Here is a 12,786-nt window from a genome sequence, read left to right as displayed (position 1 = left end):
GGGTGCGAGGGGGGAAGACAACCAGGGTGAGGAGGGGCGGAAAACCGCCCAGGGACCCCGGGGGGGGCCTTCCCGACGCCCTTCAACGGGGCCCCCACCGCTGTGTCGCCGTCCGCTCGGACACCGCCGGCCGGATCAGGGGCGAAGACCGCGTCTCACTGGTCGAAGTAGCTGAGGTCGCCCACGGTCCATGCGCTGACGTCCTTGATCGCGACTCGGTACATGCCGCCGGTCTCCGGGATACCGAGGCTGCCCTGCAGGATCCGGGCGAGATGGAAGTGCAGATGCGTGGGCGCCTCGCCGCGGTCGGGCCGGTTCCCTCGCGTGCCGCGGGCGAAGACGTCCGAGAACGGGCCGAGACGGTCCGAGTCCTTCAGGACCTCCGCCACCCGCTCCCTCCACACGGCCTCGGGAGCCAGCCGGCCGGTGATGACGGCACCGCCGACGACCACGGTCAGCGACATCTGATTGCTTCGCTCGGACTCCACCGCGGCGGAGATGGCGACGAGGAGCTCATCAGGGTTCGACATGACAGCAGAGCTTATGCGGCCCGCCCGTCCCCGAACCGCCCGTGGGGTGCCAAGCGGCCGCGAGGGCGGCGGGAGGCGGCGCCCCACCGACCGGTGAGGGACGGTCGCGGCAGGGTACTCCCTCCGCCGAACGAATGAAATCTACTCTTGCCGCAGTAGACTTTCGTTTCCGACATGGGTACGCTTCTTCTCGTAGACACGGTCGAACGAGACCCCCAGACACGAACTGGCGGGTGACTGGACACGAAGTACGCAGGTCAGTGCGGCTCTCGGGCCTCGAAGCCAGAGGGTTCCCAGAAGGGTGACGGGACCGAGAGCCGCACTGGGCGGCTCGCACGTCGAGGAGCTGCCCACAGCAGTACCGGTTCATTCAGTGGTTGGTTCGAAGAGGAAACGGAGGAGCAGACGCCATCAGGATCGCCCGGCCCGAGAAGCACTCGGCTCGGGTACCGCAAGACCCCGGAATGGATGGTGGTCCCCGGTCAAGCAGCTGCGATCCCCCGCTCCGCCCTGCCGGGCCCGGTAGCGGAAACAGAAGGTCGGCACAGCAGTAGGGCCGACAGATGGTGTTCAATTCCCTTCGGGGCCCTGGTGCCGTACGGCACCGGGGCCCCTCGACGCGTTGCACAGCGAGGTGACATGACATCGGACAACCCTCTGAATGATCGTCTGGACGACGACGACTACCCCGCGTACACGATGGGCCGGGCAGCCGAGATGCTCGGCACCACTCCGGCCTTCCTCCGAGCGATCGGTGAGGCACGCCTGATCACTCCGCTCCGCTCCGAGGGAGGACATCGCCGGTACTCCCGCTACCAGCTGCGGATCGCCGCTCGCGCCCGCGAGCTCGTCGACAAGGGGACCCCCATCGAGGCCGCGTGCCGCATCGTCATCCTCGAGGACCAGCTCGAGGAAGCACAGCGCATCAACGCCGAGTACCGCCGTGCCGCCAAGGAATCGGCGGGCAGCACCCCCTCCTCCTGAACACGCGGGCACGGGCCGTGTCCGCAGCGCCGTCCGGCAGCCGTTCGCGTGACAGGGGGCGCCTGCACACGACGGGCCCTCGATGCCCGCAGCCTTCCGGGCCGAGAGCGGCCCCGGGTGCCGGACATGATGGCTCCCCGAGCGGGTAGGCGCGGCCTTGATGACTCGCTGACGGGAGCGGGCACGGACAGCAGGAGGGCCTGGGATGACGACGGCACTTGTCGGTACGGTGACCGGCTCCGACACGGAGCTGCCGGAGATCGCGGATCCGCAGAAGGTCGCGCCCCAGGACGCCCGTGAGCTGACCAAGACGTTCTTGGACCGGCTCGCCGTGCTCGAGGAAGGTACGCACGAGTACCAGTACGCGCGCAACACGCTCATCGAGATGAACATGTCGCTGGTGCGCTTCGCCGCTCGCCGGTTCCGCAACAGCGGTCAGGACATGGAGGACGTCGTCCAGGTCGGCACGATCGGCCTGATCAAGGCGATCGACCGGTTCGAGGTCTCCCGTGAGGTGCAGTTCACCAGCTTCGCGGTGCCGTACATCGTCGGTGAGATAAAGCGGTTCTTCCGGGACACCTCCTGGTCCGTCCACGTGCCGCGCCGGCTCCAGGAGGCGCGCACCGAACTCGCCAAGGCGAGCGAGGAGCTGCGCAGCCGTCTGGGACGTTCTCCCCGGGTCTCCGAGCTGGCCGCCCTGATGAACCTCACCGAGGAGCAGGTCGTCGAGGTCCAGGTCGCCGCGAACGGCTACAACTCCGCTTCCCTCGACGCCGCGATCAGCGGTGACTCCGAGGAGGGTGAGGCGGCCCTCTCCGAGTTCATCGGGGAAGAGGACACCGCCCTCGAACTCGTGGAGGACTTCCACGCCCTCGCCCCGCTCGTCGCCGGACTGGATGAGCGGGAGCGGCGGATCCTGCATCTGAGGTTCGTGGAGGAGAGGACCCAGGCGGAGATCGGCGAGGAACTCGGGGTCTCGCAGATGCACGTCTCCCGTCTCATCTCCCGCATCCTGACGCGGCTGCGCTCGGGCATGCTCGCCACCGGCTGACCCGTCTCACCTCTGCGTCAGGTTCGGACGGGGCAGGCGTACGACCGTCACGAAGAACTCGTCGATCTGGCGGACCGCGGCGATGAACTGGTCGAGGTCGACGGGCTTGGTGACGTAGGCGTTGGCGTGGAGTTTGTAGCTGCGCAGGATGTCCTCCTCGGCGGAGGACGTCGTCAGGACGACGACGGGGATGTGGGCGAGGTCCGGGTCGGACTTGATGCGTTCCAGGACCTGCCGGCCGTCGTACTTGGGCAGGTTGAGGTCGAGCAGGATCAGGTCGGGGGTCGGGGCCTGGGCGTAGGCGCCGCGGCGGTAGAGGAAGTCGAGGGCCTCCTCCCCGTCCCGGACGACGTGCAGGGTGTTGCCGATCTTGTTGTCCTCGAACGCCTCGCGGGTCATCAGCTCGTCGCCGGGGTCGTCTTCGACGAGGAGGACCTCGATGGGCTCTGCGGCGGGCGCGGTCATACGGCTTGTCCTTCCGGGGTGGTGCGGGCGGGGACCGTTCCGGCGGGCGACGGGGCGTTGCGGGCCGGGGCGGTGGGCAGCGTGAAGCAGAAGCGGGTGCCGCCCGTGTGGGTGGTGTCGATCCAGATGTGACCGCCGTGGAACTCCACGATCTTCTTGCAGACGGCCAGGCCGATGCCTGTGCCGCCGTAGGCGTCCCGGCCGTGCAGGCGCTGGAAGATGACGAAGACCTTCTCGGCGAACTCCTCGGGGATGCCGATCCCGTTGTCCGTCACACTCAGCCGGACGGTTTCGGTGCCCTCGTCGGCGTCGGGATCGGGCTCGCAGGTAATCCGGATGCGGGGTGCGCGGTCGGGGTCACGGAACTTGATGGCGTTGCCGATCAGGTTCTGCCAGAGCATGACCAGCAGCGTCGGGTCGCCGGTGATCTCGGGCACCGTGTCGGGACGCTCGATCACGGCGGCGGACTCCTCGACCGCCGCGGTGAGGTTGGCCACCGCCTTGTCCAGGGTCTGCCCCAGGGCGACGGGTACATGGGCGTCGTTGACCCGTCCGACCCTCGAGAAGGTGAGCAGGTCGTTGATGAGGGTCTGCATGCGCTTGGCGCCGTCGACAGCGAATGCGATGTACTGCTTGCCGCGTTCGTCGAGTTTGTCCCCGCATCGCTTTTCGAGCAGCTGGCAGAAGGAGGCGACCTTGCGCAGCGGCTCCTGGAGGTCGTGGGAGGCGACGTAGGCGAACTGCTCCAGCTCGGCGTTGGAGCGGCGCAGCTCCACCGCCTGGGCGTCCAGGTCGGCAGCCTGCCGGGTGAGGTGCTCGTGCTGCACGCGGGAGGCGTCGAGTTCGGTCACCAGACGCCGGCGCATGGCTTCGACGTCGTTGGACATGGCGCGGATGTCGGCGGGTCCCTCGGCGCTGATGCGGTGCTGGAACTCGCCCTGGGCCACCCGGCGCGACGCGGTCCGCAGGCGGCCCAAGGGCCGGGCGACCAGGGTCTGGACCAGTACGGCGAGGACCACGGCGGTGAGCAGGAAGGCGGCGACCATGCCGGCCAGCACCCAGTTCCGTACGGTGCGGATGTGCGCCAGCTCGCTCCTGCCCTGTTCCCTGGCCTGGATCAGGTGTCTGTTCTGCGTGCCGAACAGTGCGCGGATGTGGTCGAAGGCGGCTTTGCCGCGTTCGGTGGTGGCCTGGCCGGCCGGCCGGGGAGCGCCCGGGGTGACACCTGCGATCAGGGGATCGGCGTACGCGCGGCGCCAGTCGGCCGCCGCGCGCTCGATGGCGTCCAGGTCCTGGCGCAGGGTCGTCCGGTCGCCGACGAGATGCCGCAGCCGGGTGGCGGAGTCGTGCTCGGCCCGCTGCCCCTCGGTGTACGGGGTGAGGAACTGCCGGTCCGCCGCCAGGACGTAACCACGGGCACCCGTCTCCTGGTTCAGCAGGGCGTTCTGGAGGCGGAGCGCCTCGGCACGGGCCGGCTGGATGTCCTCGAGCAGCTGGTCGGAGACGCGCGCGGTCCGCGCCAGCAGCTCCGCGCCGATCACCGAGCCGGTCACCACCAGGGTGATCATCACGGCGAGTGCCAGGTGGAACCAGCCCTGCACGGTGATCCGGCTGCGCCGGCGGGGGCTGGGCGATACGGGGGGCGTTGTCACCGTCACGATTCCTCGTTCACTCGGGCTGCCGGTGCCACCGCAGGTGGAGCACGGCCACGTCGTCGGCGAGACCGCCGTAGTCCTCGGCCAGCGCCTCGGCACGGCCGATGAGTTCGTCCACGAACGCCTCCGCCGGCAGGGTCGCCACCGAACGGGCCAGTTCCAGGAGCCCCTCCTCCCCGAGGCGTTCGCTCCCGGGGCCGGTCCGGCCCTCGAACAGGCCGTCGGTGAACAGCACGATTCCCGCGCCGTCCGGCAGCGTGAGGTGCTCCACCGGCCAGCGGGCCGCACCGACCGGCAGCACCCCGAGCGCCGGTCCCCCGGGCACCTCGACCCAGCCCACGCCGTCGCCGGCACGCAGCAGCATCCCGGGATGGCCGGCGCGCATCACCCGCGCCGAGCGGCCGTCGGGCGGCAGTTCGATGCTGGTGAGCGTGGCGAAGATCTGTTCGCCGGTGCGTTCGGCCACGAGAATCTCCTCCAGCGTGCTCAGCTGCCGGGCACCGGTGGCACCACTGACCACGAGCGTGCGCCAGGCGATGCGCAGCCCCACCCCGAGCGCCGCCTCGTCGGGGCCGTGTCCCGAGACATCACCGATCAGCACGTGCACGCAGCCGTCCGGGGTCTGGACGACGTCATAGAAGTCCCCGCCGAGCAGCGACTGTTCCCGGCCCGGCAGATAGCGGGCGACCACCTCCAGGCCCGTCGCGTCGTGCAGCAGCGGCGTGGGCAGCAGTCCGCGCTCCAGCCGCCGGTTCTCCTCCGCCCGCAGCTGGCCCGCCTGCAAGGCCGCGGCCGCCTGCTCCGCCAGCTTGCGCTGGATCGCGTACCTGACCGCCCGGCCGAACAGCTCCGCCTCGACGCGTCCCTTGACCAGGTAGTCCTGTGCGCCCGCAGCGACCGCCGCCAGCCCGGTGCTCTCCTCGGCCAGTCCGGTCAGCACCACGACCGCGACATCCGCGTACTGCCGCACCCGGGCCACGCCGTCCAGCCCATGGGAGTCGGGCAGGTGCAGATCCAGCAGGACGCAGTCCGGCGCCTCCGCCGCCAGTACGGCGCGCGCCTCGGCCAGGGAGCGTACCCAGGTCAGCCGCATCCCCGGCGAACAGTCGGCGACCAGCTCCTCCACGAGGAGGGCGTCCGCCTCGTCGTCCTCGATCAGGAGCACCGAGGGCTCCTGCCAGGCCCATGCCGCTCCCGCCACCGTGGGGGAGTCGGGGGAGACCCGTGCGCCGACAAGCCCATGCTGTGTTGGGAGCATCCGTCCTGCTTCCCCCTCCAACGCTCGGCCGAGCCTCTCGGTGCTCCTCATTGCCATAGGACAACGAACGAAGCGTACTGGCAGCGACCCGTTCTGTCCCCCGGGGGTGTGATCACACCGGGCCGGAGATGCTTTCCGGCCACGACGCGCCTTCCCCCGACGTCTGCCGCCTGGCTCCGGCCGACCGGTCAGCGCGGCGAACGGCTCCGCGGCACCCGGGCCAACGGGCGCGGCCGTCCATACAGTTGGTCGAGCATGTCACGCAACACCGGGCGGTCCGACGGCGCGGCCGCCACCGCAGCCTGTTCCATGAGCTGCCTGCGGCGCTGACGCGTCACTTCCAGTACGCACGTGCCGCCGCCGGTGAGGGTGAACGCTCCGGACGGGACGCGGCGCACCAACCCGCGCTGCTCCAACCGGTCGAGCAGCCGAGTCATCGAGGCGGCGTCGACGCCAAGACACTCGGCGATCCTGGTCGGGTCGCCCGGACCGCTTTCCAGAGCGAGCAGGGCGCGCATCTGCTCGCCGGACATCGTCGGTGCGACGTCCTCGTGTGCCCGCCGCCACAGCTCGATCATCGATGCCGCGACGTGTTCCGCCACCGGCGATACTTCGGCAGGTTCGGGTTCCACTGACATGTTTTCCCCTTCCACGATGCCGTCGAGTAGCGGGCTTACCCAGCGGGCGGCACTTCAGCCCCGCCGCTTTGTTCGAAAATGCACTGACCTGTACCGCAGCACGACGAATCCCCGCCCGTGATCGGCCATGTGAGCGACTCTTGTCGCTGCTGTTGCGGCCGACGCGGCGACCGCGAGAGGGTCACGCACCCGAACAGGCGGTGCTTGCCCGGCGGCTCGTCGGGTACCGCGTTTGAATGAGGGTGGTATCCGTATGGGCAGGCCATTACTGAAAGCGATGTGTTCGTGACTCGTCTCAGCGGCTCCGGGGACGACCAGCCGCACGGACCGGGGGACGATCTCCTGTCCGTCGCGCGGGAGATCGCCGATGCCGTGGACGGTCTCGCGAATCTGTGGTCGGTGGCCGCCCAGGGCGCGAGTCTGCGGCTGTCGCCGCACCAGTTGCGGGCCCTGCGGATCCTGGAGGCCGAGCCGGGGCTCAATCTCACCGCGCTGGCGGAGGGCATGGAGATAGGTCCGCCGACCGCCAGCCGACTGTGCGACCGGCTGGAGGCTGCGGGCCTCCTGGAACGTCTACTGCATCCGCACAAGCGACGTGAGGTGCAGTTGGTGCTCACGGGGCGCGGCCGGCAGGTGTTGAGCGAGGTGGCCGAGCGCAGATCACAGGCGCTCGCCGTGGTCCTCGCCGGCATGAAGCCCGCCGAGCGGGAGGCGCTGAGCCGGGGCATGCGGGCCTTCCTGACCGCTCAGGACGGCACCGGCCGAATCGGGCCTTCCTGACCGCGGAACGGCACCGGCCGGCAAGCCGACGGACCGCGGCCCTGACCGGGGCGGGTCAGGTGCGGCGGCCGTGCCAGTCGAGACAGACCACGGCGGCGTCGGACATCAGTTCCTGGCTGCCGTAGTGCTCGACCAGCCCGGCGACGACCGCCCGTGCCGTCTCGTGCGGCTGTGCGGGGCGGGTGGCGCCGAGAATCTGGCGCAGGGCCCGTTCGCCGAAGAGATCGCCTGCCGTGGAGCGGGTGCCGTGCACACCGGTGCTGACCGCGATGAGACGGTCGCCGGGCTCGACCTGGAACGTCTGCTCCTCGTAGAGGGTCTCCTCGAACATGCCGAGCGGCAGCTGCGCGTCCAGTTCGATCCGCTCGGTGAGCCCGTCGCGCTGCCGGAACAGCTGGGGGGAACCCGCGTCGACCGCGCGTACCGTGCCGGTGGCCAGGTCGAAGCGCAGCAGCAGCGTGGAGGCGTACACCTTGCCGCCGTACTGGGCGTAGACGGCCTGATCGGCGAGGCACGCCTGGTCGGCGAGGGCGATACCGGCGCGGCGGGCGTTGCGCAGGGCGCCCACCGCGAGGCTGGTCAGCAGCGAGGCCTCGATGCCCTGCCCCATGCCGTCGGTGACGGTGAGGACGAGGTGGTCGGCGCTGGTGGACCAGTCGAAGTTGTCGCCGCCGATGGCGTAGGCGGGTTCGAGGTGGGCCCCGATGACGAATTCCTCGCGGGCGCAGCCGCGGCCGGGGAGGAGTTGCCACTGCATCTCGGCGGCGAGGGTGAGGCGGCGGGTGCGGCGGGCCTGGAGGTAGAGGTCGGTGTCGCGGCCGGCGGTGGCCACCTCGTGGCCGAGTGCCGTGGCGAAGTCGCCGAGCCGGAGCACGGTGTCCGGGTCGGCTGCCCCGGGGGGCAGCCGTACGGAGAGGACTCCCAGGCGGTCGCCGCGCACCGTGATGGGCAGGTGCACCAGGTGGCCGGCCGGCTCGTGGAGGACTTCGACCACCGGTTTCTGGGCGAGGAAGGCGCTGCCCGCGGGGCCGTCGTGGGCGGGGACCGGGATGCTGGTGTGCGGCAGGTGGGACGACACCGGCTGGAGGACGGTCAGTCCGTAGTCGGCGAGGAGGAGGGTCACCTCGTGGGCTCCGACCCGCTCGGCGAGGAGCCGGCGAGCCGTGGCGACCAGTGCGTGCGGCGCGGCGGCGCGCAGTTGGGCTTCCGCGGACGGAAACGGTTCGAAGGCTTTCACGGCATCCACCTCTCGCCTCGTCGGCTCCACGCTACCGCCGGTGGACCCTCTTGCAGGAGCTCGGCCAGGCAGGGACCGCTATGCCTACCCGCGCTGCTCCTGCCCGGTGGAGGTCAGGGTGTGGAGGAAGCGGGCTCGTTCCAGCGCCGGCGCCCCGGGCCCCCACGATGCCCGGGTGACCCTCCTGCTCGCGGGGACCGGGGTGTCCCAGACCCTGCTCATGGCGCACCCGTGCGGGGCGCGGGCAGGCCGGAGACCCAGTCGGTGATGGTGACGGTGGTGCCCCGGCCGGGGCGGCTGTCGAGGGCGAACTCCTGGACGAGCCGTCTGGCACCGCTCAGGCCCAGGCCCAGGCCGCCTCCGGAGGTGTAGCCGTCGGTCATCGCCAGGTCGACGTCGCGGATGCCGGGGCCGGCGTCCACGAAGGACAGCCGCAGCCCGCGCCGGGCGCCCTCCCCCAGCCGGGTCATATCCATGTGCCCGCCACCCCCGTGCACGAGAGTGTTGCGGGCCAGTTCACTGACGGCGGTCACCAGCTTCGTCTGCTGCACCAGGCTGAATCCGAGGTCGGCGGCGACCCTGCGCACATGCCGGCGCACCCAGGACAGGTCCGCGTCCGAGCCGATGGGCAGGCGGGTGGTCGAGGCGGGTGGGGCATGCATCACGCACCCTCTTCCGGGCGAGCGGATGGGGTTGCCGGGAGGCCGTGGCCCAGCAGGGACAGTGCCCTCTCGGCGTCCAGCGCCGTGTCCGGGCCGGGCAGGGCGAGGCCCGGCTCGACCAGGGTGATGGCCACGGCGGGACGCATGCCGGCCAGGACGGTGCGGGTGGCCGGCAGGCGTGCGCTCGCGGCGATCTCGGCCAGTATGCGACCGGGGAAGGAGTCGACGATCTCCATGCCGGAGATGTCGATCACGCCGCCGCCCGGGAGCGGGCGGCGGCCATGCGGCCGAGCTGGTCCCGGACGGCTCCGAAGCCCGGAGCGTCGACGTCCTCCAGCAGCCCGGTGCGGGCCACCTCGGCCAGGGCGTCCACCACGGCCTTGCCCGCCTCGTCCCGGGAGACGGTGAAGACGGTACGGAACAGCGCGGCGTCCGCCCATCGCCGGGCGATCTGCTCACGGCGCCGTCCCAGAAAGGCGCCCAGCTCCTGCACCACTCCGGGTGTCGTGTCGTGCTCCGCCATCTGCATCGTCTCCCTGCTGCGAGCGCCTACGGCCGGTCCGACGGCGAGCCATCACGCAATTATTGCCGCATGACAAGCATGAGGGCGAGGGCGCGGGGCAGCCAACACGCGATCGTCACACCCGCGCGATGCCGCCGCTCACGTACCGGCCGGCCGCCCGTGCCAGTCCAGGCAAACGATCAGGGCGTCGTCGTCCGGGACAGGCTTGCCGCGGTGGCCGGTCAGCTCCCGCAGGATCGCGCGCGGCACCTCGGCGGCGGGCAGCAGCCGTGTGGAGTGGATCGCCCGTGCGAGAGCGGTGTCCCCGTACGCCTCGCCCTTGGGGGAGTCCACCGCGTGCACTCCGTCGCTGACGAAGACGAGACGGTCGCCGGGCTCGACCCGGAAGTCCTGGACGACGTAGTCGGTCTCCTCGAACATGCCCAGGGGCAGTTGGGCGTCGAAGGTGACGTGCTCCACGGAACCGTCCCGCAGCCGCAGCAACTGGGGAGAGCCCGCGTCCACGACACTGGCCCGGCCGGTGGCCAGATCGAAGTCGAACATCAGGACGGACAGGTAGCAGCGCCCCCGGTAGTGGGCATAGACGGCCTGGTCCGCGAGGGCCGCCTGGTCGGCGATGGGGATACCGGCGCGCCGGGCGTTGCGCAGCGCGTTGATGGCCAGGTTCGTCAGCAGCGACGCCTCTATGCCCTCGCCCATGCCGTTGGTGACGTACAGCATGAGGTGGTCGTCGGTGGCGGACCAGTCGAAATTGTCACCGAAGATGGCGTACGCCGGTTCCAGCTGCGCCCCCAGCTCGTACTCGGGGCGGGAGCAGGAGCGGCCGGGCAGCAGCTGCCACTGCATCTCGGCGGCCAGCGTGAGCCGGTCCTTGCGGCGCGCCTGGAGATAGAGGTCGGTGTCGCGCTCGGCCACGATCACCTCGTGCCCCAGCACGTCGGCGATGTCGGCCAGCTCCTGCTCCCAGCGGCGAACGGCGTCGGCGCCGGGCAGGGTCACGGTCAACACCCCGAGCCGGTCGCCGCGCACACTGACCGGAAGGTGCAGGCGGGCGCGCCCGTCGCGCCCGTCCTCGCAGTACGGCCGCTGCGAGCCGAAAGCGCGGCCGGCCGGGCTGTTGTGCACCGACACCGGCTCCAGGGTGTGCGGCAGAACCGAGACCGGCTGGAGCACGCTCAGGCCGTAGTCGGCCATGAACAGCTCGACGTCCTCCGCGCCGTACTGCTCCATCAGTACGGCACGGATGGCGTCGAGCAATGCGTGGGGAGCCGCTGTGCGCAGAGCGCGTTCAGCGGCCATAAATCTGTTCATAAGGGAGTATTCACCAATCCTTCGCCGGACAACGTACGTGCCTCACCCACGAGGCCGAGCTCCTTGACGAACCGCGTCGGTCATCCCTGGGGCACCCGCAGCCAGCGGGCGTGCCTAGTACGCTGACAGGCGCCCCAGTGCCTGCGAGAGTGTGACCGTGACTGCCTTCCGCCGCCGCCCAGAGCCCGACGAGGTCGCGCGTGTGACCACCACGGCCGTCGAGCTGCTGGAAGTCGTGTGGGGCCGTGCCTCGACCGCGCCCACCTCTGCGTCCCAACTGCGCGTGCTGCACATCCTCGAGCACCACGACGGCATCAACCTGCGCACGCTCGCCGAGTTGCTGGCGTCCACCCCGCCGTCCACCAGCAGGCTGTGCGACCGGCTGCAAGCCGCCGGATTCGTCGAGCGAGTGGCGAGTCCGGAGGACAGGCGGGAGGTGCGCCTGCACCTCAGCAGCCGGGGTCGCGCCTTCCTCGCCGACCTGCGGACCCGCAGGGAGAGGGAGTTGCGGAAGGTGCTGGCGGATATGCCCGCCGCCAAGCGGGTCGCACTGATGGAGGGGCTGGAAGCGTTCTGCGCCACCGCGGCGACGCAGATACTCGACGACGCATCGGACTCCGGCAGCCAGACCGCCTGAGCCACCGTTCGCGGCACCGGTGCCACCGCTGCCTTTCGGCGATGGCGACCAGCACACGGAGTGCTCTCCGTCCACCGGAGCATTCCAGGTCCTTCCCCGTGCACATCCGACACGTTACTTTGTTGCGTCATGGCTATTGTTGTCAAACGGCAACAGTGTGTCTGACAGCCCCTGCTCGAACCCGGATACCCCGTGGCGGCAAGTTCTGCCGGAGCGTGTGCGTCATGTCTCCGAAGGAGGGGTACGGCGCATGTTCAGGGCCATCGCGGGAAGCCGCCGCGCATGGCGCACGGCTTGTGCCCGTGGCTCACCTCGGCTCGACGTCAAGCGGCGTCGGACGACCGCCGGCCGGTATGTGACCGGGTACCGGCCCCCCGCCCGCCTCCCTGGATCAGACGCAGGTGACGGGCACGGGCATGACGCGGTGGCCGGGACGAGCGCATCAGCCAGTCCTCGACACGGTCCATGCCGTACAGCAGCAGTCCCACGATCGGCAGCAGAAGGCATGCGACGACGACCACGCTCGGGCTCCCTCCCGGCAGACAGCCGTGGACGGGTGCCCATTCGGCACTCGGCTACCGGGTGCTCGTGTGAACATGCTGCGTCCTCACCGCCGGACCGGTGCGGACCACCCGCGAGTCCATGTCGCTGCCCGTCCCCTTCCTGAAACGGCTGCCCGCGCTGTGCCGTTCACGGTTTCGGAGCGGCGCGAGGGGTGGTGCGTATGTCTCCCTGCGACGGCCTGGCGCGGAGGGCGCTCCGGTACGACGCTGGGCTGAGGTAGGGAGCAGTCAGACGAGGAGCCGATCGTGCGTGCACGTGATCTGGCGGTGGAGTACGAGTCGGTGAGTGTCGACAGCGACGCCCTGGACGCGGCCCGGCTGATGGGCACAGGTTACTGACGGGCACCGCCGGGTCCGGGACATCGCCGAGGGCTCGTAGCCGGCCACTGGGCGGGCGGGCGGAGAGTAGCGTGGAGGCGACGGCAGCGAGGAGGTCGTGATCCCGCCGGGCACGCCGTTGCCCGTGGCGAGGGCCGTGAGGGCTCCTGCGGT

General features: G+C 70.6%; 12 protein-coding genes and 3 pseudogenes. 5 read left to right on the top strand and 10 right to left on the bottom strand.

What is annotated here, in order from left to right:
- Positions 1-155 precede the first annotated feature (155 nt).
- Complete coding sequence (locus ACZ7DL_RS20310) at positions 156-530, bottom strand: hypothetical protein (protein ID WP_470775623.1); 375 nt, start codon at positions 528-530, stop codon at positions 156-158.
- A gap of 639 nt (positions 531-1,169) precedes the next feature.
- Between ACZ7DL_RS20310 and ACZ7DL_RS20305 the strand changes: the two genes are divergently transcribed.
- Together ACZ7DL_RS20305 and ACZ7DL_RS20300 are read left to right on the top strand one after the other, a co-directional pair.
- Positions 1,170-1,514, top strand: coding sequence for a helix-turn-helix domain-containing protein (locus ACZ7DL_RS20305; RefSeq protein WP_470775621.1), 345 nt, complete (start codon positions 1,170-1,172; stop codon positions 1,512-1,514).
- A 205-nt stretch (positions 1,515-1,719) separates the two neighbouring features.
- Positions 1,720-2,565: an RNA polymerase sigma factor SigF gene (locus ACZ7DL_RS20300; protein WP_470775619.1), complete on the top strand. Its 846-nt coding sequence runs from the start codon at positions 1,720-1,722 to the stop codon at positions 2,563-2,565.
- A 6-nt stretch (positions 2,566-2,571) separates the two neighbouring features.
- Here the strand turns inward: ACZ7DL_RS20300 and ACZ7DL_RS20295 are convergent, their stop codons facing one another.
- The 4 genes from ACZ7DL_RS20295 to ACZ7DL_RS20280 form a co-directional block, all read right to left on the bottom strand.
- Positions 2,572-3,030 carry a response regulator gene (locus tag ACZ7DL_RS20295; RefSeq protein WP_470775617.1) on the bottom strand — a complete coding sequence of 153 codons (459 nt, stop codon included), beginning with the start codon at positions 3,028-3,030 and terminating at the stop codon, positions 2,572-2,574.
- Positions 3,027-4,598, bottom strand: a complete 1,572-nt coding sequence (locus ACZ7DL_RS20290; RefSeq protein WP_470775779.1) for a sensor histidine kinase — start codon at positions 4,596-4,598, stop codon at positions 3,027-3,029. Before ACZ7DL_RS20290 ends, ACZ7DL_RS20295 begins: the two co-directional genes overlap by 4 nt.
- Before the next feature lie 100 nt (positions 4,599-4,698).
- Positions 4,699-5,943 carry a PP2C family protein-serine/threonine phosphatase gene (locus tag ACZ7DL_RS20285; RefSeq protein WP_470775616.1) on the bottom strand — a complete coding sequence of 415 codons (1,245 nt, stop codon included), beginning with the start codon at positions 5,941-5,943 and terminating at the stop codon, positions 4,699-4,701.
- A gap of 188 nt (positions 5,944-6,131) precedes the next feature.
- On the bottom strand, positions 6,132-6,581 hold the full coding sequence (locus ACZ7DL_RS20280; RefSeq protein WP_470775614.1) for a MarR family winged helix-turn-helix transcriptional regulator: 450 nt from the start codon (positions 6,579-6,581) through the stop codon (positions 6,132-6,134).
- A gap of 285 nt (positions 6,582-6,866) precedes the next feature.
- Between ACZ7DL_RS20280 and ACZ7DL_RS20275 the strand changes: the two genes are divergently transcribed.
- Positions 6,867-7,361, top strand: a complete 495-nt coding sequence (locus tag ACZ7DL_RS20275) for a MarR family winged helix-turn-helix transcriptional regulator (RefSeq protein WP_470775612.1) — start codon at positions 6,867-6,869, stop codon at positions 7,359-7,361.
- 55 nt (positions 7,362-7,416) lie between these two features.
- Here ACZ7DL_RS20275 and ACZ7DL_RS20270 read toward each other — a convergent pair whose 3' ends face one another.
- From ACZ7DL_RS20270 to ACZ7DL_RS20250, 5 genes and pseudogenes are all read right to left on the bottom strand, one after another.
- The gene (locus ACZ7DL_RS20270) at positions 7,417-8,607 is read right to left on the bottom strand and encodes a PP2C family protein-serine/threonine phosphatase (protein ID WP_470775611.1); all 1,191 of its coding nucleotides are present in this window, start codon (positions 8,605-8,607) and stop codon (positions 7,417-7,419) included.
- 209 nt (positions 8,608-8,816) lie between these two features.
- Complete coding sequence (locus ACZ7DL_RS20265; protein WP_470775610.1) at positions 8,817-9,260, bottom strand: anti-sigma regulatory factor; 444 nt, start codon at positions 9,258-9,260, stop codon at positions 8,817-8,819.
- Positions 9,260-9,520, bottom strand: a pseudogene (locus ACZ7DL_RS20260) (STAS domain-containing protein); the annotation flags it as partial. The gene ACZ7DL_RS20265 and the pseudogene ACZ7DL_RS20260, both read right to left, overlap by 1 nt.
- Positions 9,520-9,789 (bottom strand): annotated as a pseudogene (locus ACZ7DL_RS20255) (RsbRD N-terminal domain-containing protein); the annotation flags it as partial. The pseudogenes ACZ7DL_RS20255 and ACZ7DL_RS20260, both read right to left, overlap by 1 nt.
- Before the next feature lie 132 nt (positions 9,790-9,921).
- A complete protein-coding gene (locus ACZ7DL_RS20250) occupies positions 9,922-11,094 on the bottom strand; it encodes a PP2C family protein-serine/threonine phosphatase (protein WP_470775608.1) in 1,173 nt (390 codons plus the stop codon).
- Positions 11,095-11,296: 202 nt separating this feature from the next.
- On the opposite strand from ACZ7DL_RS20250, the gene ACZ7DL_RS20245 reads away from it, so the two are divergent.
- Together ACZ7DL_RS20245 and ACZ7DL_RS20240 are read left to right on the top strand one after the other, a co-directional pair.
- Positions 11,297-11,731 carry a MarR family transcriptional regulator gene (locus tag ACZ7DL_RS20245; protein ID WP_470775778.1) on the top strand — a complete coding sequence of 145 codons (435 nt, stop codon included), beginning with the start codon at positions 11,297-11,299 and terminating at the stop codon, positions 11,729-11,731.
- 809 nt (positions 11,732-12,540) lie between these two features.
- Positions 12,541-12,618 (top strand): annotated as a pseudogene (locus ACZ7DL_RS20240) (CBS domain-containing protein); the annotation flags it as partial.
- Positions 12,619-12,786 lie beyond the last annotated feature (168 nt).

Source organism: Streptomyces sp. NPDC036984 (assembly GCF_055607665.1).
Note: the sequence above shows the minus strand (reverse complement) of the source record. Positions and strands in the feature narration are given on the sequence as shown.

What these genes read in the sequence shown, in the direction of transcription:
- ACZ7DL_RS20250 (WP_470775608.1), bottom strand. Translation starts at nt 11,094, where the DNA reads ATGAACAGATTTATGGCCGCTGAACGCGCTCTGCGCACAGCGGCTCCC.
- ACZ7DL_RS20280 (WP_470775614.1), bottom strand. Translation starts at nt 6,581, where the DNA reads ATGTCAGTGGAACCCGAACCTGCCGAAGTATCGCCGGTGGCGGAACAC.
- ACZ7DL_RS20265 (WP_470775610.1), bottom strand. Translation starts at nt 9,260, where the DNA reads ATGCATGCCCCACCCGCCTCGACCACCCGCCTGCCCATCGGCTCGGAC.
- ACZ7DL_RS20310 (WP_470775623.1), bottom strand. Translation starts at nt 530, where the DNA reads ATGTCGAACCCTGATGAGCTCCTCGTCGCCATCTCCGCCGCGGTGGAG.
- ACZ7DL_RS20300 (WP_470775619.1), top strand. Translation starts at nt 1,720, where the DNA reads ATGACGACGGCACTTGTCGGTACGGTGACCGGCTCCGACACGGAGCTG.
- ACZ7DL_RS20290 (WP_470775779.1), bottom strand. Translation starts at nt 4,598, where the DNA reads ATGATCACCCTGGTGGTGACCGGCTCGGTGATCGGCGCGGAGCTGCTG.
- ACZ7DL_RS20295 (WP_470775617.1), bottom strand. Translation starts at nt 3,030, where the DNA reads ATGACCGCGCCCGCCGCAGAGCCCATCGAGGTCCTCCTCGTCGAAGAC.
- ACZ7DL_RS20285 (WP_470775616.1), bottom strand. Translation starts at nt 5,943, where the DNA reads ATGCTCCCAACACAGCATGGGCTTGTCGGCGCACGGGTCTCCCCCGAC.
- ACZ7DL_RS20305 (WP_470775621.1), top strand. Translation starts at nt 1,170, where the DNA reads ATGACATCGGACAACCCTCTGAATGATCGTCTGGACGACGACGACTAC.